This is a genomic window from Streptomyces sp. NPDC059994, assembly GCF_042737755.1.
GTDB lineage: Bacteria > Actinomycetota > Actinomycetes > Streptomycetales > Streptomycetaceae > Streptomyces.
Genome location: NZ_JBHWUR010000033.1, coordinates 1 through 19197 on the forward strand (window position 1 = coordinate 1; position 19197 = coordinate 19197).

Genomic DNA, 19197 nt, shown 5'->3' on the forward strand with positions numbered 1-19197 from the left:
CCGCACGCGTGCCCCGGTCGAACGCGGCATCGCCCACCTCAAGACCTGGCACATCTTCCGTCACTCCCGATGCAGCCCCAATCGAATGACGTCAATTGCTCAAGCCGTGCTCACCCTGGAGCGCCAACGCTGAAAACGCTCACTGTTCGGAACTTGTCGAAGCGGATGCCGCGTTATGCGGCATAAGCGCCCGTGACTTGATATTCAACTGCGCTTACACGCCCCCCTGATGTTCAGGAGGGAGGGGAGGCCGGAGGGTCGGGGGAGTCCTCGTTCTATGGATCACTCTATGAAGAAATGCGGCCGCGACTCATCGCTCGCTGCAGCCGGATAGCGGGCGGGTTACAGCAGGGACGCGGATCTCCTCGCCATCTGGCGAGCGCCGCAACCTTCACCTTCGAACCGCAGGGCCGTCTCAGCCTGGGGGACTTGAAGCCCGCACGGCTGCCGGTGAGCTTCTACTCCCAGCACTACACCGAGATCCCGAAGATCTCTCTGACCTGTTCCACCGACGGCCGCTTCCTGCGTGTCTCCTCGGACGACTCCCACGATGTGGCGCTGCGCTACGACTCCACCGAGTTCTGGCTCCAGCCCGACGCCGCATCGTTCGACGCGCTCACTCATGTCACGATCCGGCTGGGCCCCGAAGAAGCGGTCACCACTCCGGTGGCCGCGGTGCGCTTGCCCGTCATCATCAAACACTCCCGCATGCGCCTGATCTCCCGTGTCGCCATCAGCGCGCTCGGCGCGTTCCTGGTCGCCACACCCGCGATCCTCGGCGCCGACTCGCCTCTGACGCTGCGCATCCTCCTCGCGGTGATCGGCGCCGCGACCCTGAGCGCGGCCACCATCGTCATGGGGCGGCCGCGAAGCTGAGTACGGGCCTGGACGGCAGTCGGCGTACGGGCCCGGGGTCGGCCGCGCCTCCGCCGCCCCCTCCTCAGACCAGCCCGTTCTCCCGCGCATACAGCGCGGCCTGAGTCCGGTCCCGCAGCCCCAGCCGGCTCAGCACGCGGGAGATGTGGTTCTTGACGGTGCCCTCGCTCAGATAGAGCCGCGCGGCGATCTCCTTGTTCGTGGCGCCCGCGGAGATGAGCCGGAGCACTTCCGTCTCCCGGGGCGTCAGCAGGTCGGGCGCGGGGCTGCCGGCCGCCAGCGCGGCGAGGACGATCTGGTCGAACTGGGCGACACCCGCGTGCGCCAGGCGGACGGCCTGGGCGAGTTCCGCCGCAGGCAGGTTCTTGAGCAGATAGCCGACCGCCCCCGCCTTCAGCGCCCGTCCTACGTACCCTTCGTCGTCGAACGTCGTCAGCATCACGATCCGGCAGCGGGGCAGTTGGCGGCGGATCAGCGCCGTGGCGGCGACCCCGTCCATGCCGGGCAACCGGATGTCCATCAGCACCACGTCGGGTTCGCACCGCTGGGCCAGCTCCACGGCCTCGGCCCCGTCCCGCGCGCTGCCCACCACCACGATGCCGGGCTGGATGCCGAGCAGCGCGGCGATGCCCTCGCGGACGAGGTCCTGGTCGTCGACGACGAGAACGCGTACGTCGGGGGCCTGTTGCGCTATGGGCCCGGTCGCCCCGGCATTCCGTACGTCCAGTACTTCCGGCGCCCCGGGCCCGGCCGCCCCGGTATCCCGTACGTCGGGGGCCTGTTGCGCTATGGGCCCGGTCGCCCCGGCATTCCGTACGTCCAGTACTTCCGGCGCCCCGGGCCCGGCCGCCCCGGCATCCCGTACGCCGGGGGCCTGTTGCGCTATGGGCCCGGCCGCCCCGGCATCCCGTACGTGCGGAGCCTGCGGCACCACGGCCCCCGCCACCCCACCCCGTACATCCGGAGCCTGCCGCATCACGGGGCCGTCCCCGACAACACCTCGTACATCCAAACCCTCCGCCACCACTGCCCCGCTCTCCACAGCACCTCGCACACCCACCCCCCTCACCACGGCACCCACCGGCCGACTTCGGCGACGTCTACCACCGCATGGTCACCGACGCGGGCCGCGCCGCCCTCCACCGCTACACCAAGGTCCCCGGCGGCGCCCACACCGACGGCCTCATCGCCCTCGACAAGGACCACGTACGCCCGATGCTGGGCAACTTCACGGCGGCGCTGAGCGAACTGGAGGTGTGGACACGGCCTGCCTCTGTCACCTCCCCCGCTTCCTCCTGAAGGCCCCGCCCCGGCCTGATCCGCGCCGCATCGAGATCGATGATGAGCAGTACGCGCGGCTCGCGGAGTTCCTTACCGGAACTCCGCAAGGAGAAGTCGCATCACCGTTGTCGGCCAGATCGCGCCTGCCCCCCGTCCGGCCGGCTGTCGGACGGGGGGCGCGATGCCGGACCGCTCCGCATGTTCACTGAGAATCTTCGATTCACGTGCGGAAGTACCGGGTGAAGGCCGTGGCGTCGGTGCCGAGGACGTCGCCGAACGGTACGTCGAGTTCGCGGATGAGCAGGACGAGGAACGTGATGAGCCCGGCCAGGCCCATGACCATCACGATATGAGTGAGGTTGTGCCGGATTCCGAACGTGAACATGAAGGCGATCGTCAGCGCCCCGCCCATGGTCAGGCCCAGCCACAGGACGGGCGACAGGCTGCTCTGCGCATCGGCCTCGCGCCCACGCCGTGCCTCGTCGAGTGTGCCCAGTTGTCGGTCACCGTCAACACCCGCCCCGGGCTCGGCGCGCTGCAGCCCGGCATCCGGGCCGGCGCACCCGTCGTCGACGCGCCGGCGGGGTCGGGGAGAACGGTCTTCAGCCCTGGGTGGTGCCGAGTATTTCGGCGGCCCGGCCCATGGTGTAGGCGGGGTAGTCGTCGTCGAGACGGCCGTAGGAGTCGTCTGCTGTCATCTGCACCTCGCTGGGTCTCTGGGGTCTTTGGGGTCCCTCTTGTCCCTCTTGTCCCTCTTGTCTCTGTGGAACGCATTGAGGGGCCCTGGTGCCGTATGGCACCAGGGCCCCGAAGGAACTGCTACACCATCTGCCGGCCCTAGTGCCGCACCGGCCTTCTGTGTCCGCAGACCCGGCCTTCACGCTGCCGGGGGTGCGGGGATCGCGGTTGCTTGACCGGAGACCACCTCACTATCGATGTCCTGCGGTACCCGGGCTCAAGGCTTCCGCCCGGGCGATCCTGATGGCGCTCGGCTCCTCCGTTCTTCCCTCTGAACCAATCACTTACCAAACGGGGTACTGCGAACTGCGTACTGCTTGCACTGCTGATACCGCGTACTGCTGATACTGCTGATATGGCGAACTACTGGTGGCCTCACCAAGCGCCACCCCGTCGGCAGCCAGCCCCGTCGCCTCTCGTGCGTCTGCTCTGGCTTGGAACCCCACTGCCGAACCTCCCGGTGCGCGCGCCCGCAGCCGACGCCTTCACCGAGGTACCGCTCACTGACTTCACTGCTGGGTGCTGCGTACTGCACCAACCGGTACTGCAACTGCGTCAACTGCCGTACTGCTCACGGCGGCCCCTGATCACTGCGGGCCACCCGGTCCGGTCGTCAGCCGCGTCGCCGTCCTGCAACAACCCTGGCTTCGCAACTCCACCACCGCACCGTCCTGCAACTGCACCTGCGGGTACTGCTCCCCGGCAGTTCGTCTCTGCCGGGCCCTGCTTGTCTCTCTGGCTACGAGAGAAACCATAACCACACCACCGACGAATGTCTACTCCGGCCAACATAGATTTCCGCGAGTTCGAGAACGAGGTAATCGCCCTCGAACAGCGACGCGGGCAGGGCGCAGGGGCAGCCGACGACGGGGTGTCAGCCGAAGATCGCGGTGGGTTCGCCGGTGAACCAGCTGTTGTCGATGCGGAGCCGGCGGACGCCGGCCTCAACTCCCCGGGCCGCTACGGCTATGCCGCCCGCCCGTCCGCCGCGCGAGGGCCTGCGGGCGGCCCCAGCGCGACCCGGCGGCCGTCCGCCTCGACGAGGACGACGGCACAGAGGAGCGATCGGCCGAGTCGGGCGACGCCGGGCGGCGCCTCGTCGGGGGCGTCGGCCATGGCATCGCCGATGAACTTCGCCGTCCGGCGGTCAGCCGCGTACGTGCAGCCCGAAACCGGTGCGGCCCGCGGGCTCCAGTCCCTCCTTCAGGTGCAGCGAGGGGATCTCGTAGTCGCCGAAGTTCTGCCGCCGGAACGCGATCGGCTCGGTCGACTCCAGGGTGAGCAGGCGCTGTTCCCAGGCCTTGGCGACGTCCGGGTAGTCCTCGTCGGTCATCCGGTCGGTGCTGTACTGCACGAACGGCGGCAGCACCTCGATGCCCGGGTAGTAGAGGATGCCGTGGTGGATCGGGAACAGCAGATCGTCGATGGGGCCGTTGATCCCGCGAGCGGTGTAATGCGACTCCGGGCCGCCGGCGGTCACCGACAGCAGGGCCTTCCTGCCCGCGAGGGTGCCTTCGCCGAAGCGCTCGCCGTACTTGGTGTCGCTGTGCTCGCCGACGCCGTACGCGAAGTGGTAGGTGAACACCCGGTCGACCCAGCCCTTGAGGATCGCGGGCATCGTGTACCACCACAGCGGGAACTGGAAGATGATCGTGTCGGCCCACAGGAGCTTCTCCTGCTCGGCGCGGACGTCCGGGGTGAGCGCCCCGGCGTCGAACGCCCGGCCCGAGTCCCGGGCGACCTTCAGCGGACTTGAGGCGTGGGGGCCGTAGTCCGCGGCGTCCACGACCGCCTTCCAGTTCATCGCGTACAGATCGCTCACCCGCACCTCGTGCCCGGCACTCTCCAATGTGGACACCGCGAGGTCCTTCAGCGAGCTGTTGAGCGACTTCGGCTCCGGGTGGGCGTAGACGATCAGCGTCTTCACGGGAACTCCTTGGGATCGGATGCCTTCGATTGCCTTCGATTGCTTTCGATCCTGGGCGCTGCGGCGCCCGGCGTTCAGGGGCGCCCCTTCCATCGGACGGGACTTCCTGGTAACGACAGGGCCACCCTTCACGGGCATTGCCGAGGCCATACTGGGGGCATGGACGATCTTGCTGGTTTCCTGCGGACCCGGCGTTCCCGGGTCGACCCGGCGGCCGTCGGCATACCCACCGGCGGCCGCCGCCGGGTCGAAGGGCTGCGCCGCGAAGAGGTCGCGCACCTGTCCGGAGTCAGCGTCGACTACTACGTACGCCTGGAGCAGGGCCGCGCGACCCAGCCCTCCGAGCAGGTCCTCGACGCGCTCGCCCGCGTCCTCGGCCTCGACGAGACCGAACGCGGGCACCTCCACCGGCTCGCCCGGCAGCGCCGCCGCCCCGCGAAGGCGCCGGGCGGGCGGGTCCGGCCGGAGCTGCTGCGCGTCCTCGGCCTGGTCGCCGGCGCACCCGCGCTGATCATGGACCACCGTCTGGACGTGCTCGCCGGGAACCGCCTCGCCGGGCTCCTCTACGGCCGGCCGATGCCGGGCCTGAACATCGCCCGGCACCTCTTCCTTGAGGAGGCCGAGCACGGTCTGTACGCGGACTGGGAGAACTGCACCCTCGACGTGGTCGGGCATCTGCGCCTGGCCGCCGGGAAATACCCCGAGGACCCGCGCCTTGCCTCGCTCATCGGCGAGCTGGCGATGGGCAGCGAGCGCTTCCGCCGCCTCTGGGCCCGCGCGGACGTGCGCGCCCGCACCCATGGGCGCAAGGCGTACCGGCACCCGCTGGTCGGCCTCCTTGAACTGCACCAGGAGAACTTCGCGCTGCCGGAGGAATCGGGCATGGAGCTGGTGGTGATGTCCGCGGCCCCCGGCAGCCCCGCCGAGGACGGGCTGCGCCTGCTCGCGGGCCTGGGCGCGGACACCGGTGACGCGCATTCCCCAGTGAACGCCCAGGTCCGCGACTAACTTCAGCCGGTGCGGAAGGCCTGCCGGTAGGCCGTGGGCGAGACGCCGATCGCGGTGGACAGGTGCTGGCGGAGGGAGACGGCGGTGCCGAAACCCGCGTGGGCGGCGACCTGGTCGATCGGCAGGTCGGTGGTCTCCAACAGGCGCCGCGCGTGTTCGACCCGCTGCTGGACGAGCCACCGGCCGGGCGGCATACCCACCTCGTCACGGAAACGCCGGCAGAACGTCCGTACGCTCATCTGGGCGTGTTCCGCCAAGTCGGCCAGGGAGAGCGGCTGGTGGAGCTGCTCAAGCGCCCAGGTACGGGTCGCGGCCGTGGTGGCGGTGGCGGGCTGCGGCATCGGGCGCTCGATGTACTGGGCCTGGCCGCCCTCCCGCCAGGGGGGTACGACACACAGCCGCGCCACCCGGTTGGCGATCTCGCTGCCGTGGTCACGGCGTACCAGGTGCAGGCAGAGGTCGATCCCGGCGGCGACCCCCGCCGCGGTGAGCACCTGGCCGCCGTCGACGAACAGCACGTTCGCGTCGACCTGGACCTGCGGGAAGGTCCGCTGGAAGTGGTCGGCTTCGTTCCAGTGCGTGGTGGCGGGACGGCCGTCGAGCAGACCGGCCGCGGCGAGAACGTACGAGGCCGTGCAGATCGACACGATGCGGGAAGCGGCCGGCAGGAGGGCGAGGGCCTGGGCCAGCTCGTCGGGCAGCCAGTCCCGCGTCGCCTCGGGGCCGCAGGTGAAGGGCGGGATGACCAGGGTGTCCGCCGCGCGGAGCGCCTCGCTCCCGCGGGCCACGGTGACGGCGAAGTCGGCGCTGGTGGTGACCGGGCCGCCGTCCAGGCTGCACGTGACGACCTCGTACAACGGCTCGCCGTCGGGCCCGGCGGCGGTACCGAAGATCCTCACCGGGATGCTCAACTCGAAGGGATAGACGCCTTCGAGGGCCAGAACGACGACGCGATGCATGGCAAGATTCTTTCAGAAGCTGTCAATCTTGCCACTCGATCGTGCAGGTGGAATGCGGAAACCTTGATCTCAACGGGCCACAGCGGCCCGGGGGAACGAGGAGATGACGATGCGCGCGATCGGCCAGGACGGTTTCGGCGGCCCCGACGTACTGAAGGTCATCGAGGTGGACCGCCCGGAGCCCGGACCTGCCGAGGTGCTGGTGCGGGTCCACGCGGCAGGGGTCAACCCGACCGACTCCTGGCACCGCGCCTCCGGCGGGCTCGCCGGCGCCGTGGTCCGGCTCGGCTGGGACCTCTCCGGCGTGGTCGAGGCGGTCGGCGCCGGAGTGACCGTATTCGCCCCGGGCGACGAGGTGTTCGGGCTGCCCCGCCACCCGCTCCCGGCGGGCACGTACGCGGAGTACGTGACCTCCCCGGCCCGGCACCTGGTCCGCAAGCCCGCCGCGCTGACCCACGTCCAGGCCGCCGCGCTGCCGCTGGCCGCGCTCACCGCGTGGCAGGCCCTGGTGGAGGTCGCCGGCGTACGCCCCGGGCAGCGGGTGCTCATCCACGCGGCGGCGGGCGGCGTCGGCCATCTCGCCGTGCAGATCGCCAAGGCCCGCGGCGCCCATGTGATCGGCACCGCCCGCTCGGCCAAGCACGACTTCCTGCGCGGCCTCGGCGCGGACGAGCTCCTCGACTACACCGAGGCCGACTTCGAGACGGCCCTCGGACCGGTCGATGTCGTGCTCGACGCGGTCGGCGGCGAGTACGGGCCGCGTTCGCTGCGCACCCTGCGCCCCGGCGGCGTCCTGGTCTCCCTGGCCTCCCCCGCCGAGGCCTACCTGGCCGAACAGGCGCGTCCGCTCGGACTGCGCGCCGCCTTCATGATCGTGGAAGCCGACCGGACGGGAATGCGGGAGATCGCCGCCCTGGCCGAAGCCGGCCTGCTGCGCCCCCGGATCGACTCGGTGCTCCCGCTGGAGCAGGCGGCCAAGGCCCACGAGCTCGGCGACAGCCGGCGCACCACCGGCAAGATCGTCCTGTCGGTCGCCGACTGACCGCCCCCGCCGCCCGCCCGACCGCCCGACCGTTGCCGTTCGCGATCCCCAGGAGACCCAGCATGACCACCTTCGTCCTCATCCCCGGCGCCTGGCACGGCGCCTGGACCTTCGAACCGCTGGCCCGGCAACTGCGTGAACACGGCCACCACGCCTACCCGCTGACCCTCACCGGAGTCGGCGACCGCAAACACCTCCTCACCGCCACGGTCAACCTCGACACCCACATAGACGACGTGGTCAACGTCCTGACGGACCAGGAGATCACCGACGCCGTACTGGTCGGACACAGCTACGGCGGCATGGTGATCACCGGCGCCGCCGACCGCGTGCCCGAGCGGGTGGCCGGCCTGGTCTACGTGGACGCCATGGTCCCCCAGGACGGGGACTCCTGCTGGTCCCTGGTCACCGAGCAGGAGCGCGCCTGGTACCTCGACGGCTCGGGCGAGACCGGCTACTCCAGCGCACCGCTCCCGTTCTTCGACCCCCGGGCCACCCCCCACCCGCTGGCCTCCCTGCTCCAGTCGGTCCGCCTTCGGAGCGGCCTCGACCGCTACCGGAGCAGGGACTACGTGTACGCCACCGGCTGGGACGGGCAGTCCCCCTTCACCCCGCTCTACCAGCGGCTGCGCGACGACCCGGCCTGGCGCACACACGCCCTGGCCTCCGGCCACAACGTGATGCGGGACGCCCCCGACGACCTGCTGAAGATCCTGCTGGCGGCCTCGCACGACTGATCAACCGTGGACAGCGGCCCGCTTACCGCGTCGCGACGAAGGGGGTCAGTGTCTGTTCGGCTTGTGCGGTGGTCACTTGATGCCGCGGGGAAGCGTCCGCTCGTGGATACTTCCGCCGGGCCTGAACCAGCCCGCCTTCTTCCGCACTGCGGGGCTCGGGTCGTCGGTGTGGGACGCCTTCAGAGCGGCGCCGGCACACGTATGGGTGTGGACGAACCTGCCGACGAGTTCGGCGGCCCTGGCCCGGACGTGGGGGTCGGGGTCCGAGGCCAGATGGCGCAGCGCGGGTTCGAGGACGCGGTCAGCGCCCGGAGCACAGGTGTCGCCCTTGCACCGGTCACAAGCCAGCGCGTGGAAAGCGGCGATCCTGACGCGGGCGTCCGGGTCGTCGGCCATGGCGACGAGCTCGTCCATCGACTCGGTGTCGACCAGGTGATCGAGCAGGCGGCAGCAGCCCTCGCGGACGGCCGGGTGCTCGTCGCGGAGGCCGGCGCGGATGGCGCTCAGTGCACTCCCGCCGCGTCGCAACAGTTCGCGGTATGCCGCGACGGTCCGGTGAGGATCGCCCAGGCAGGAGACGAGTGCAGGGTTGTCGGTCCTGACGAAGCCGAGCATGACCCCAGTCTCAAGTCAGGTGCCCTGCTTCGGCAATGGGATTTTGTTCGCGGTTCAGGCAGGCGGGTCGGGGGCGTTGGGCGCGTGACGCCCGGCACGGGAGAGGCGTGAAGTCGTGGGCGCCACCCTTCTCGTTGTGCTTCGGAGATCCGGTCCGTCAGGTTGCCGCGGATCTCCACAAGCCGGTCTCGTGGGGTGTCCCCGCCGCCGGCCCCTGGTACTGGGACCAGGGGCCGACGGCAGGCACAACCTCCTTCGGCGTCGCGACGGCTCAGCCGACGGCGCCGAGGACCGGCGCCCAGGCGGCACCGGTGAGTGCGGCCACCGCCTGCTGCTCGGAGAGCGGGGGAGCGGCACGGGTCGGCTTCGGTGTGCCGGCGCCGCTGCCGCCGCCGGTGCTGTTCCACTGCACCATCTGAAGCTGCGCGCCGGTCGACTTCAGGGTCACCGTCACCGTCCAGCGGCGGGCGGCGTCGGTACGGGCCGGGTGTTCGGCCGCGTTCCGCTCCGACATCACCACGGCCCCGCCGGGAACCGCGGCACTGCTCGGCAGCTCGCTCAGCGTGCAGGTGTCGCCTGCGGCACGCGCGGGCGTCTGTTCGCAGCTCAGCCCGTCGCCGTCCCCGAGCGGCAGCTTGAGCCGCACGGCCGAGACGCCGACGAAGGCGGCGCCATGGCCGTCGTCGACGACCAGTTCACCGTTGGCGACCTTCCCGTTGGACGGGTCCGAGGGGTTGTTGCTCTGTCCGGTCACCTGGCTGAAGCGGCCCCCGGGGAGCGTCCTCTTCAGGGCCTGGACCATCTGGTCACCGGTGACCGCGGAACGGGGCATCGCCAGCGCCACCGGCTCCATGTCGGACCCGGCGGAGTGGGTCCCGGCGAGCACGCCGGGCATCACCAGGGCGCCTGCCGCGATCACCGCGCAGGCGCCGACCCCGGCCAGGACACCGGCGCCGCGCCGACGCCGGCGGCTCCGCCCGCGCTGGACGGCTCCGCTCAACAGCGCGGTGAGGTCGGGTTCGACGGAGTCCGTCGTACGGTCCAGGGCATGTGCGAGGTCTGCTTCGAACGGCATGGTGGCATCACTTCTCTTTCGCTGATGGGGGCGTTGCGTCGGCATGGACCTGCGTGCGCCGGTGCTCACTGCGGAACCAGATCGGACAGGCTGTCGCCGAGCAGCGCACGCAGCCTGCCGAGTGCCCGGGTGCCCTGCGAGCGGACCGCGCTGCTGCTCAGCCTGAGCATCTGGGCGGTCTCCTCGATGCTGTGGCCCTCCCAGTAACGGAGCAGCAGCACCGCCCGGTCGCGGGGCGGCAGTTGGCCGAGCGCGTCCAGCAGGGTGAGCCGCAGTGCGGCATCGGGGCCGGACGCCGCGCTGTCGGGCATGTTCCCGATGGGGCGCTCGCCGGTGCTGCGCCGACGCCGCAGGGTGAGGAAGGTGCGGACCAGGACTGTCTGGGCGTAGGCCGCCGGGCTGTCCGCACCGGCCACCCGGCGCCAGTGCACGTACACCCGGCTGAGGGTCTCCTGGACCAGGTCCTCGGCAAGATGCGTGTCGCCCGCCGCGAGTGCGTACGCCGAGCGGTAGAGCGCCTTCGCCCTCGCGGCCACGAACTCCAGGTACGCATCCTCCTGTGCTGATTTCACTCGGTCCCCGCCTGTTCGCTTGCTCCGTGATCCCCGTGCATACCCCTCATGACTACGTGAGACGTCAGGATGTCGCGCGGGCGCGAGCTCTTTCTCCTCCCCCGCTGACGGTGAGGATGTCGGGGCCGTCTGCGTGCCAGTACCCGGCGGTGACCAGGCGCTCGATGAACCCGCGCAGTTGGATGGCGGTCACCGCGGTCGTACCGGTTGCCAGGGCGCGGCATCCGTCACAGCTGCTCGCCGGTGGCGCGCTGGAAGACCCCGAGCGCCTTCAGCACTTTCCACCTTCGGGCTCCGGTGGGCTTCCGGCTCCGGTGGGCTTCCGGTGCTGGGGTGACGCCGCAGAACGCCGCTTCCCTGAAGCGCACACCGCGCCCCCCGATCGGGAGAGGGCTGGTCGGGCACGCCGGGGTGGTGCTGCTGCATCAGGTCGCGGACCGTGTGGGGCCGGCCGCCGCGCCGGGCCGGCTGTGGCCGGGCGGTGGGAGCGCGCCCCGGCGCCACCGCGCGCATGTGCTGCTGGGCCCGGCGGGCGCGATCGTGCTCGGCGCGAAGAACCTGTCCGAGGCCGAGCAGGCGCAGGTCCACCACCCGCCCTGCTCGGCACTGCGGCCCCGGACTCCACCACACGCCGCGCCCTGGCCGGGCTGGACGAGCCGCAGTTGGACCGGATCGCCAGGGCCCGGTGGCCGCGGTGGCCTCGCAGTCCTTCGGCCCGTATCCGCGATGAGAGTCCACAAAAGGGAGGAACCCCAGCCGGCGCACGGCTGGGGTTCCTCAAGGCGGTGAGTATCGGTCAGCAGGTGGAGTTGCCCGCGCCGTAGACCGCTCGTCTCCGTGCCGGCAGGCCGCCCGGAATCGCGTTCACCGTGGATCGGGCAGGTCAGCGCCGCAGGGTGAGGACACCCGGCCGGTACGGCAGTTTGTCGTAGGGGCCGCTCGCGGTGGGGGACTTGCCCTGGTAGAGGAACTGCAGGTTGCAGGGGTCGATGGGCATGGTCTGGTCGGGGTTGTTGCGGACCAGGTCACCGTGGCTGATGTCGTTGGTCCAGGTGGCACCGCTGTTGGCCTTGCCCGCGAAGGGGTTGCTTTCGCTGGCGGCCTGCGGGGTCCACGAACCGCTCAGGCTGGAGGCCGTGAACGAGCGGAAGTAGCGCTGCTCGTTCGCACCCCGAGCCTCAACGAGCATGAGGTACTGGTTCTGGCCCTGAACCTTGTACACCTGCGGCGCCTCGAACAGGTTTTTCACCGTGTCGCTCATGACCGTTGTGTACGCCGAACCGAAGTTGCCCGGGAAGTTCCCGATCGGCATGCTCGCCCGGTAGATCTTGCCGTTGTCACCGGCGAAGAACAGGTACATGTTCTGGTCGTCGGCGATCAGGGTCTGGTCGATCGGGGCGCCGCCCGGGATGCTGCCGGTGAACAGCGGCTGCGGCGCGGACCAGCCGTTGGGGTTGGTGGGGTCGCTCGACGTGCGGTAGATGAAGGGCCACGAACCCCACTGGTACGCCAGCACCCAGATGTTCTTGGGCGCGAAGTAGAACAGCGTGGGCGCCACCGCGGCCTGGCTCATCCCGGTCTGGCCGGCCGACGCCATGTCCGACCAGTTCGTGAAGGGACTGAACCTCATCGAGCCGTACGACGATCCCGACACGTTCGACGCGTAGACCAGGTGCTTGCCGTTGTACGTCACGTTGGTGAAGTCCTTCAGCGAGGCCCACCCGTTCGCCGGCTGCGCCAGCGCACCCGTCGACGTCCACCGGTACGTCGACGGAAGAGCACACGTGCCGCCCGTCGGCGCGGGCGTCGTCGGGGTCGACGTCCCGGACAGGCCGGTCCACTTCTGGTTGCCGCCGGTCCAGCAGGAGTACAGCTGGATCCTGGTGCCGTTGGCGGTGGCCGCGCCGACGGCGTCGAGGCACAGCCCGGACTGGACGCCGGCGATCGTGCCGTTGGTGTTGATGTTCCACTGCTGGCCGGCGCCGCCGTTGCAGTCCCAGATGGCCACCGCGGTGCCGTTGCTGGTGCCCTTGGCGTCCAGGCACTTGTTGCCGTAGACCATCAGCTGCTTGCCGGAGGTGTAGGTCCAGCGCTGGTTGGTCTGTCCGTTGCAGTCCCACAGCTGCGCCTGGGTGCCGTTGGCGGTGGTGAAGCCGTTGATGTCGATACAACGACCGGAGGTGGCGCCCTTGATCTCCCCGGTGCCGGTACCCGTACCGCCGGTCGTCCCGCCCGGGCTGGTGCCGGGAGCGGCCTTGAGGGCGTTCATGACGGCGGTGTAGGCGGCCTTGGGGTTGCCGTTCTTGTCGAACAGCAGGGGGCTTTCGCCGCTGCGCCAGGAGTCGCTGTCACGGATGCCCCATACCGTGATGCCGGTGCACCGGGCCACGGACAGGCAGGCGCCAACCGCGTTGGCGTAGTTGGTGGACGACGCCTGGGCGATGTCCAGCTCGGTGATCTGGACGTCGACGCCCAGGGCGGCGAATTTGGACAAGGTGGTCTGGAAGCTGGACGGCGGGCCGCCGGTGCCGAAGTGGCTCTGGAACCCGACGCAGTCGATCGGCACGCCGCGGGACTTGAAGTCCTTGACCATGCTGTAGACGCCCTGGGTCTTGGCGTCCGACCAGTTCTCGATGTTGTAGTCGTTGTAGCAGAGCTTGGCCGAGGAGTCGGCGGTCCGGGCGGTGCGGAACGCTTCCTCGATGAAGCCGTTGCCCAGCACGTTCTGGAACACCGAGCTGCGGTGCTGGCCGCTGCCGCCGTCGGCGAACGCCTCGTTGACCACGTCCCAGGCGTAGATCTTGCCCTTGTAGTGGGTCATCTCGGTGGTGATGTGGTTGTTCATCACGCTGCGCAGCGTGTTCGCGTCGCGGATGGAGCTGACCCAGGACGGGAGCTGCGAGTGCCAGACCGTGGTGTGGCCGCGCATCCGCTGGCCGTGCGCCATGGCATGGCTGACGATCTGGTCGGCGGGGCCGAAGTTGAAGTTGCCGCGGGACGGTTCGATGGCGTCCCACTTCATCTCGTTCTCCGGGGTGATCATGTTGAACTCCCGGTCCGAGATCGCGGCGTACGTCGAGTCGCCGAGCCGGCCGGCGGCCACAGCCGTGCCGAAGTACCTGCCCGAGGGGGCCGCCTGCGTACCCAGGGACGCGGCTCCGGCGGAGCTGGGGAGGAGCGTCACCACACCGGCCACCACCGCCGCGGCCGACAGTCCTATCGTCAGTGTCCGGCGACGCCGGCTGAGCCGGTGCAGGCCCTTCATGATTCTCCTCGGAGGTCGCGGGTCACCCTGGGTGCCGTGATCGTGCGCGCATCGGCCGGTACGGCCTGAAGCGTCGCGGGCCGCGTGCGGTGCAGGACGTGGGGCCGTTCCTGCGTACCGGTCGCCCGGGGTTCGTGGGTGTGTCGCGTCATTGGAGGGGCTTTCTTCAGGGGATACGTCAACGGGGAAAGTCGGGGAACCTGCCACGCCGGCACGTCATGGCGAGCGGCGGGAAGGGCACCCCATGAAGTGGAGGCCTTCGAACTCGCGGTCTCGTAACGGAAAAGCCGCGCCGTCCGGACGATTGCCCGGTGATGCATCTCGCAGGCGAAAAGCGTTACGCCAGGCCCCGCCGTCCGGTCGTCCCCGGGGAAAGGGCGCGCCGTCCTGCACATCAGCGGAGGTTTGTGGACCGGAACCGGTGGCGGCTGCGGTGATCAGCCTTCAGGCCGGTCACGGCGAGGCAGCCGTCGACGAATGCGGATCGAAGCCGGATTCCGCGCAGCACTCGGCTCACTGCCGGGTTGAGGACGGCGTGGTGCGGGATCGTGGTGCGGGATCACCAGCTGTCACTGCGCGGCTCGGTCCAGAACGCTCAAGGAGCGGTTCTCAAGCCCAGGCCCTGCGCACGATGAAGGAAGCCTGGCCGGCGAAGGCCCGAGTGCCGTCGGAGCCATCGAGCCAGATGCCGCCGTCGCGGTGGCGGAGGACCGATCCGGGATAGTTGTGCGCGTGCAGGGTCACCGACCCGGCGGCCGCCCCGGGGCGCGGACAGAAGGTGGCGTCCTCACGGAACAGTCGGCTGCCGTCGTTGGTGCTCAGCCGCAGCCGCAGGTCACGATGGCGCAGATAGCGGCCGTCGGCGGCGCGGAAGGTGACGCACCGTGTGTCGGCCAGCCCCCCGGTGACCGTGAAGGTGACCCGCTGCCGTGTCTGCGCGCTGCTGGACGCGGAGACTCGGCCGAGCGTCGCGAAGTCGCCGGCATACGTGAGGTACAGGGCGGGATCGTCCACGGACTCCAGCGACTGGGCGCCCAGCGGAACAGTGCCTGCGACGGCGGACGGACCCACCGGGGACGGCGTGGCCGGCGTGGTGGTGCGCGACGGGATCGGCGTGGGATGGCCGGCCGTGGGAGCGGCGGTGACGCCGGGCACCCGGTGCGCCGGTTCGGGCCAGGTCGCGTAGATGGCGGTGCCGGCGATGAGCACCGCGCCGGTGGTGAGGCCCACCAGCGGTTGAGCGGTCACCGCGTAGAGTTTGTCGATCAGCGAGCTGTGCAGACTGCCCGCCCCCGTCGCCGTGCCGACGGCGACGTGTGCCGTGGCCAGCCCGGCGGCGCTCGTGGCCGTACCCGACAGCAGGCCCTTGGCGGCCAGCGCGGCGATGAGTCCGGCCGGGACGGTCAGCGGCGCGAGGCTGAGGAGCAGACGTTCGGCGGGAACCCGTTCTGTCGTCGTCGCCATGCAGACCGGGCAGCCGCGGGTGTGCCGCGCGATGCGCTTGCGCCACACCGATGCACGGACCCCGTCCCAGCCGACGACGGTCTCGTCCAACCGCGGACAGCGCGGGTCGGCCTCCAGCGCGGCGACGATCGTCCGGCTCAGTTCCAGCTGCTCGCGCATGCGTTGCAGGCGTACTCCGACGTGGGCGACAGTGAGCCCCGTCGCGGCGGCGATGTCGTCACGGCTCAGCGAGCCGGCGCATTCCTGCCACCACAGCGACAGCAGCACCCGATGTTCCGGGTCGAGCCACCGGCCGGCTTCGACAACCTGACGGCGCTCGTCCGACATATGCAGACGCAGGATCGTCACGTCCTCCAGTTCGGCGCCGGCGTCCGGTATCCGGCGTGCCTCGTCGATGACCGTGGTCCGGTCGGCGAAGGCGCGTTGCCGTTGCCAGTGGGTATTGATCTGGCGGAGCGTGATCGACACCAGCCAGGACCGGAAGCTCTCCGGGGCACGCAGGGCAGGCAGGTCGCGCACCACGCGCAGCAGGGTTTCCTGGACGACGTCGTCGACGTCGGCATGCCCTCTCAGCGCTCGCCCCACGATGTTGTAGAGCAACGGCAGGTACGCGGCGATCAGCTCCTCGCGCGCTCGATCGTCACCGGCCTGCGCCGCGACAACCAGCCCCGCGTGGTCCGCGTCCATGAGCCCCATTCCCACCTCCCTCACGGGAGTGATCCGCCGAGTACGGCGCCACACCTTAGCGTCGGCAAGGGTATGCGGCCAAAGCCTGTGCCTCGGGCCACTGGACCGGGGCCCGCGCCGACTTGGAGGGCCCGGTACCCGATGGCTTCGGTCACCCGCTCGCCCGGCGTGCTGCTTCCGCTCGATCGTGGTTCGGCGCCAGGACCCGCTGGTCTCCTCGTGTGGGGGAGAGCCATCCCGATGCCGAGTGCCCGGGGTCGGCCGGCGACTTCTCATCAGCGCCGACACCTCCATCGACCGCGGCGGTGTCTTCCACCGCCCACTGCGCTCCAGACGGCTACGCCTGGAGGTGACCGCGGCAGATGTGCCCCGGTTTCGGGCAGGCCCGGCGGCGGCCGCGGGCTGAGGCCCCCTGTACGACGCGACCACGCACCAGCCGTCGCCCGAGCAGCTGCTCCTCCGCCGTGCTCAGCGCCCGCTCACACGGGCAGCGGTGGCCGGCCTCCCTTATGGGTGTCCGGCCGAGTCGTCGATCAGGGACCAGAGTTCTTCCAGGTCATCGGGTCGGGTGTGGTGGCCGCCAGGGGCTACGCGTAGTGCGGTGCGGCCGTGGACACGGGTGGAGCTGAGCAGGGCGCGGCCGGTCGTGTTGATGCGGTCGAGGAGGTGGTGGGTGGCTTGTTCGCCGGCGGTGAGGCGGAAGCAGAGGAGTCCGAGCTGGGGCGGGGCGGCGATCTCGAAGCGCGGGTCCTTGGCGATGCGGCATGCGAGTTGCTGGGCGAGGTGGATGCCGTCCTCGACGTGGGCGGCCAGCCCTTCGGCGCCGTAGCAGCGCAGGACGGACCAGAGTTTGAGTGCGCGAAAGCGGCGGCCGAGTGGGAGCTGCCAGTTGCTGTAGTCGCGTCCGGCGTCCAGGTATCGGCTCACTCCAGCACCCCGGGGGCGGCGCTCGCGCGGCGGTGGACGCACGCGGGAACGGCTCGGGCGAGTGCCTGCCGTGGAGAGGAACGGCCCTGGAGCACCGCAGGCGCGCTCGCGGGACTCCTCCTCATCACGCGGATTCGGCCCGCAGGGGAGCTGGTGATCACTGAGTTCGAGCACTCCGGCCGAGGCAGGGTCCGGCATACATGCTCCCCATGGGCCGGCTACGCGAGTGGAGGGCCGGGTGCGCCACCGGCCGTCACGGCGGGCCCAGTGCGTCAACTCCCGCCGTCAACCACGCGCTGCCGTGGGCGAGGCGGGACCTGCGGCCATGTGCACCCCGTCGTCGCCACGAAGATGATCGCCGTCAGCACCTCACGGTTCTCATACCGACGCCGACCACCACCTTGCGGACGCGTCGGCGCCTCCGGCACCACCCGCTGAAACAACTCCCACAAACCGTCCGGCACCAACCGCTGCACCATCAACACCCGGACAACTACCCGTAACCCAAGTGAGATGATCTCTCATGCCAGTTGCTGCAACCATGGACCCCGCTGCTGTCGCGGTGCGGACGCGCATCGTCACCGCATCCACCGGCAGGCGGGAAACGTGACAATTCCACCCGCTGGTACTGCTGTTACCGCCCGGTGCGTGGATGGGGCGGACTGCCCGGCTGGGCCGTGGTCGAGGCCGAGGTCGCCACGGCCAGGCCGCCCTGGACGTCCTGTGCCGGCAGCTCACGGCACGGGCCCGGGCAGGTGCTCAGACCGCGCTCGCGTGGGAGAGCCTCTGGGACGCGTGACACCGCTGACCAGGGACAGAAGACCCCCCAGTGCAGCGTCACCGTGTCCGACGGGTTCAGGCGCCGGGTCTCGCTGCAAACCGAACGGTGGATGTTGTCGGCCCGCAGTCCCGCGCTGTCCAGGGTGACGTTGAAGAAGACCTCCTCGCCCTGGCGCAGACAGCCGTCCTTGCCCTGGATGGCCGAGGCTTCCGCCTGAACGTCAGGTCCGGCACCCTCCTGGCTGATGAGACCGATGCCCCGGTCAGGGTCGAACCACTTCACGACACCGCAGGGCGACACGCTTCCCCCTCTCCGCGCTGCTCGGATCCGGAAGCGAAACTGTCCGCCCGATCTCCACCGGCGGGCAGGGCGTGCGCAGGGGCGTGAAGCAGCGGACCCCCGCGTGACTGCGGCCAGCAGGCGCCTATGGGGAACAACGCGCCGTAGCGGCGTGTCCCGCCGACCGGGCCGGGTGGGTCCGCTCGTCCGATGAGGGCGCGGGCCCGCATACCGGGTCTGGCCGGCGATCGTGGTCCGGTGAGGGCTGGAGCAGGCCCTGACCGAGCCCATGAACTGCCTGCTCCTGGAGCTGCGCGGGCACCGTGACCCGACCCCGGGGAGAGACTCGGCCTCGTGAAGTTCCCCGCACTGGCCAAGCGGCGCTACGACGCTTCCTGAGGCTGTTCCACCTGCCGGGCATCACCGTTGGCGCTGAAGAGCATCGGCACCGGCGGCGATGACTTCGGCGAGCCGGTTGGCGAAGGCCGCGTTGCATCCTCCGAGCCGGACGAAGCCGTGGCCGGCCACCGGCCCGTCGTTGCTCAGGGAGGGAAGGGTCAGCCCGGCGAGCGCGAGCGCCGCCTGGAGGTTGGTGACAGCCTCGTCGCCGGCTTGGTAGGCGGCGTCCTGGCGCTGCCTGTACCGGATACGTTCGGCGTGGGTCATCTCGTACACCATGTTGCTGACCTTTCGTGGTAGACGTGGGTGGACGTGGGTGTGAGGCGCGGGAGCGCGTGGTGAATGCGGTTCGGCGAGTTGTGCCCATTCGCCGGGTGCGCCAGCCCTTTGCGTACAAGGCCCGTGGCCGCCGCGACGCTGATCACCTCAGCCGCGGAAGCCGGAAGCCGGAAGCCGGAAGCCGGAAGCCGGAAGCCCACGGCCCCAGTACCCGGCAAGGTATGACCATGGCCGACGGCACGTTGCTCGCGCGTGCCGCGGTGACCGGACGCAGGGTGTGCGGGGG

At 70.3% G+C, this 19197-nt stretch carries 19 protein-coding genes and 3 pseudogenes; 6 read left to right on the forward strand and 16 right to left on the reverse strand.

Annotated features, from left to right (window positions below; genetic code table 11):
- Both ACFWA7_RS18330 and ACFWA7_RS18335 read left to right on the forward strand, forming a co-directional pair.
- Positions 1 to 133: pseudogene (locus ACFWA7_RS18330) on the forward strand (IS5/IS1182 family transposase); the annotation flags it as partial.
- A gap of 296 nt (positions 134 to 429) precedes the next feature.
- Positions 430 to 876, forward strand: a complete 447-nt coding sequence (locus ACFWA7_RS18335) for a hypothetical protein (protein ID WP_385823868.1) — start codon at positions 430 to 432, stop codon at positions 874 to 876.
- Positions 877 to 940: 64 nt separating this feature from the next.
- Here the strand turns inward: ACFWA7_RS18335 and ACFWA7_RS18340 are convergent, their stop codons facing one another.
- On the reverse strand, positions 941 to 1810 hold the full coding sequence (locus tag ACFWA7_RS18340) for a response regulator (RefSeq protein WP_385823871.1): 870 nt from the start codon (positions 1808 to 1810) through the stop codon (positions 941 to 943).
- Positions 1811 to 1986: 176 nt separating this feature from the next.
- On the opposite strand from ACFWA7_RS18340, the gene ACFWA7_RS18345 reads away from it, so the two are divergent.
- Positions 1987 to 2175: a hypothetical protein gene (locus ACFWA7_RS18345; RefSeq protein WP_385823873.1), complete on the forward strand. Its 189-nt coding sequence runs from the start codon at positions 1987 to 1989 to the stop codon at positions 2173 to 2175.
- Positions 2176 to 2377: 202 nt separating this feature from the next.
- On the opposite strand, the gene ACFWA7_RS18350 is transcribed toward ACFWA7_RS18345, so the two are convergent.
- The 4 genes and pseudogenes from ACFWA7_RS18350 to ACFWA7_RS18365 all read right to left on the reverse strand — a co-directional run bounded on the left by ACFWA7_RS18350 (position 2378) and on the right by ACFWA7_RS18365 (position 4822).
- The gene (locus tag ACFWA7_RS18350; RefSeq protein ID WP_385823874.1) at positions 2378 to 2542 is read right to left on the reverse strand and encodes a hypothetical protein; all 165 of its coding nucleotides are present in this window, start codon (positions 2540 to 2542) and stop codon (positions 2378 to 2380) included.
- 220 nt (positions 2543 to 2762) lie between these two features.
- Positions 2763 to 2855: pseudogene (locus tag ACFWA7_RS18355) on the reverse strand (MerR family transcriptional regulator); the annotation flags it as partial.
- 1006 nt (positions 2856 to 3861) lie between these two features.
- On the reverse strand, positions 3862 to 4011 hold the full coding sequence (locus ACFWA7_RS18360; protein ID WP_385823876.1) for a hypothetical protein: 150 nt from the start codon (positions 4009 to 4011) through the stop codon (positions 3862 to 3864).
- Between the two features lie 31 nt (positions 4012 to 4042).
- Positions 4043 to 4822 (reverse strand): NAD(P)H-dependent oxidoreductase, encoded by a 780-nt coding sequence (locus tag ACFWA7_RS18365; RefSeq protein ID WP_385823878.1) that lies wholly within the window; start codon positions 4820 to 4822, stop codon positions 4043 to 4045.
- A gap of 159 nt (positions 4823 to 4981) precedes the next feature.
- Between ACFWA7_RS18365 and ACFWA7_RS18370 the strand changes: the two genes are divergently transcribed.
- A complete protein-coding gene (locus ACFWA7_RS18370) occupies positions 4982 to 5830 on the forward strand; it encodes a helix-turn-helix transcriptional regulator (protein WP_385538845.1) in 849 nt (282 codons plus the stop codon).
- Between the two features lie 2 nt (positions 5831 to 5832).
- Here ACFWA7_RS18370 and ACFWA7_RS18375 read toward each other — a convergent pair whose 3' ends face one another.
- On the reverse strand, positions 5833 to 6789 hold the full coding sequence (locus tag ACFWA7_RS18375) for a GlxA family transcriptional regulator (RefSeq protein WP_385538847.1): 957 nt from the start codon (positions 6787 to 6789) through the stop codon (positions 5833 to 5835).
- 109 nt (positions 6790 to 6898) lie between these two features.
- Between ACFWA7_RS18375 and ACFWA7_RS18380 the strand changes: the two genes are divergently transcribed.
- Together ACFWA7_RS18380 and ACFWA7_RS18385 are read left to right on the forward strand one after the other, a co-directional pair.
- Positions 6899 to 7831 (forward strand): NADP-dependent oxidoreductase, encoded by a 933-nt coding sequence (locus ACFWA7_RS18380; protein ID WP_385823880.1) that lies wholly within the window; start codon positions 6899 to 6901, stop codon positions 7829 to 7831.
- A 62-nt stretch (positions 7832 to 7893) separates the two neighbouring features.
- Positions 7894 to 8568 carry an alpha/beta fold hydrolase gene (locus ACFWA7_RS18385; protein ID WP_385823882.1) on the forward strand — a complete coding sequence of 225 codons (675 nt, stop codon included), beginning with the start codon at positions 7894 to 7896 and terminating at the stop codon, positions 8566 to 8568.
- Positions 8569 to 8640: 72 nt separating this feature from the next.
- On the opposite strand, the gene ACFWA7_RS18390 is transcribed toward ACFWA7_RS18385, so the two are convergent.
- From ACFWA7_RS18390 to ACFWA7_RS18435, 10 genes and pseudogenes are all read right to left on the reverse strand, one after another.
- Positions 8641 to 9183, reverse strand: a complete 543-nt coding sequence (locus ACFWA7_RS18390) for a HEAT repeat domain-containing protein (protein WP_385538853.1) — start codon at positions 9181 to 9183, stop codon at positions 8641 to 8643.
- A gap of 271 nt (positions 9184 to 9454) precedes the next feature.
- Positions 9455 to 10258, reverse strand: a complete 804-nt coding sequence (locus ACFWA7_RS18395) for a hypothetical protein (RefSeq protein WP_385538854.1) — start codon at positions 10256 to 10258, stop codon at positions 9455 to 9457.
- A 65-nt stretch (positions 10259 to 10323) separates the two neighbouring features.
- Positions 10324 to 10830 carry a SigE family RNA polymerase sigma factor gene (locus tag ACFWA7_RS18400; RefSeq protein ID WP_385538856.1) on the reverse strand — a complete coding sequence of 169 codons (507 nt, stop codon included), beginning with the start codon at positions 10828 to 10830 and terminating at the stop codon, positions 10324 to 10326.
- Between the two features lie 64 nt (positions 10831 to 10894).
- Positions 10895 to 11023 carry a hypothetical protein gene (locus tag ACFWA7_RS18405; RefSeq protein WP_385538858.1) on the reverse strand — a complete coding sequence of 43 codons (129 nt, stop codon included), beginning with the start codon at positions 11021 to 11023 and terminating at the stop codon, positions 10895 to 10897.
- Between the two features lie 690 nt (positions 11024 to 11713).
- Complete coding sequence (locus tag ACFWA7_RS18410; RefSeq protein WP_385823883.1) at positions 11714 to 14095, reverse strand: non-reducing end alpha-L-arabinofuranosidase family hydrolase; 2382 nt, start codon at positions 14093 to 14095, stop codon at positions 11714 to 11716.
- A 609-nt stretch (positions 14096 to 14704) separates the two neighbouring features.
- On the reverse strand, positions 14705 to 16246 hold the full coding sequence (locus tag ACFWA7_RS18415; protein WP_385823885.1) for a sigma-70 family RNA polymerase sigma factor: 1542 nt from the start codon (positions 16244 to 16246) through the stop codon (positions 14705 to 14707).
- Between the two features lie 507 nt (positions 16247 to 16753).
- A complete protein-coding gene (locus ACFWA7_RS18420) occupies positions 16754 to 17173 on the reverse strand; it encodes a pyridoxal-dependent decarboxylase (RefSeq protein WP_385823887.1) in 420 nt (139 codons plus the stop codon).
- A 308-nt stretch (positions 17174 to 17481) separates the two neighbouring features.
- Positions 17482 to 17652: pseudogene (locus tag ACFWA7_RS18425) on the reverse strand (transposase); the annotation flags it as partial.
- A 155-nt stretch (positions 17653 to 17807) separates the two neighbouring features.
- Positions 17808 to 18254: a cold-shock protein gene (locus ACFWA7_RS18430; protein ID WP_385823889.1), complete on the reverse strand. Its 447-nt coding sequence runs from the start codon at positions 18252 to 18254 to the stop codon at positions 17808 to 17810.
- A 399-nt stretch (positions 18255 to 18653) separates the two neighbouring features.
- Positions 18654 to 18911: a hypothetical protein gene (locus ACFWA7_RS18435; protein WP_385823891.1), complete on the reverse strand. Its 258-nt coding sequence runs from the start codon at positions 18909 to 18911 to the stop codon at positions 18654 to 18656.
- Positions 18912 to 19197 lie beyond the last annotated feature (286 nt).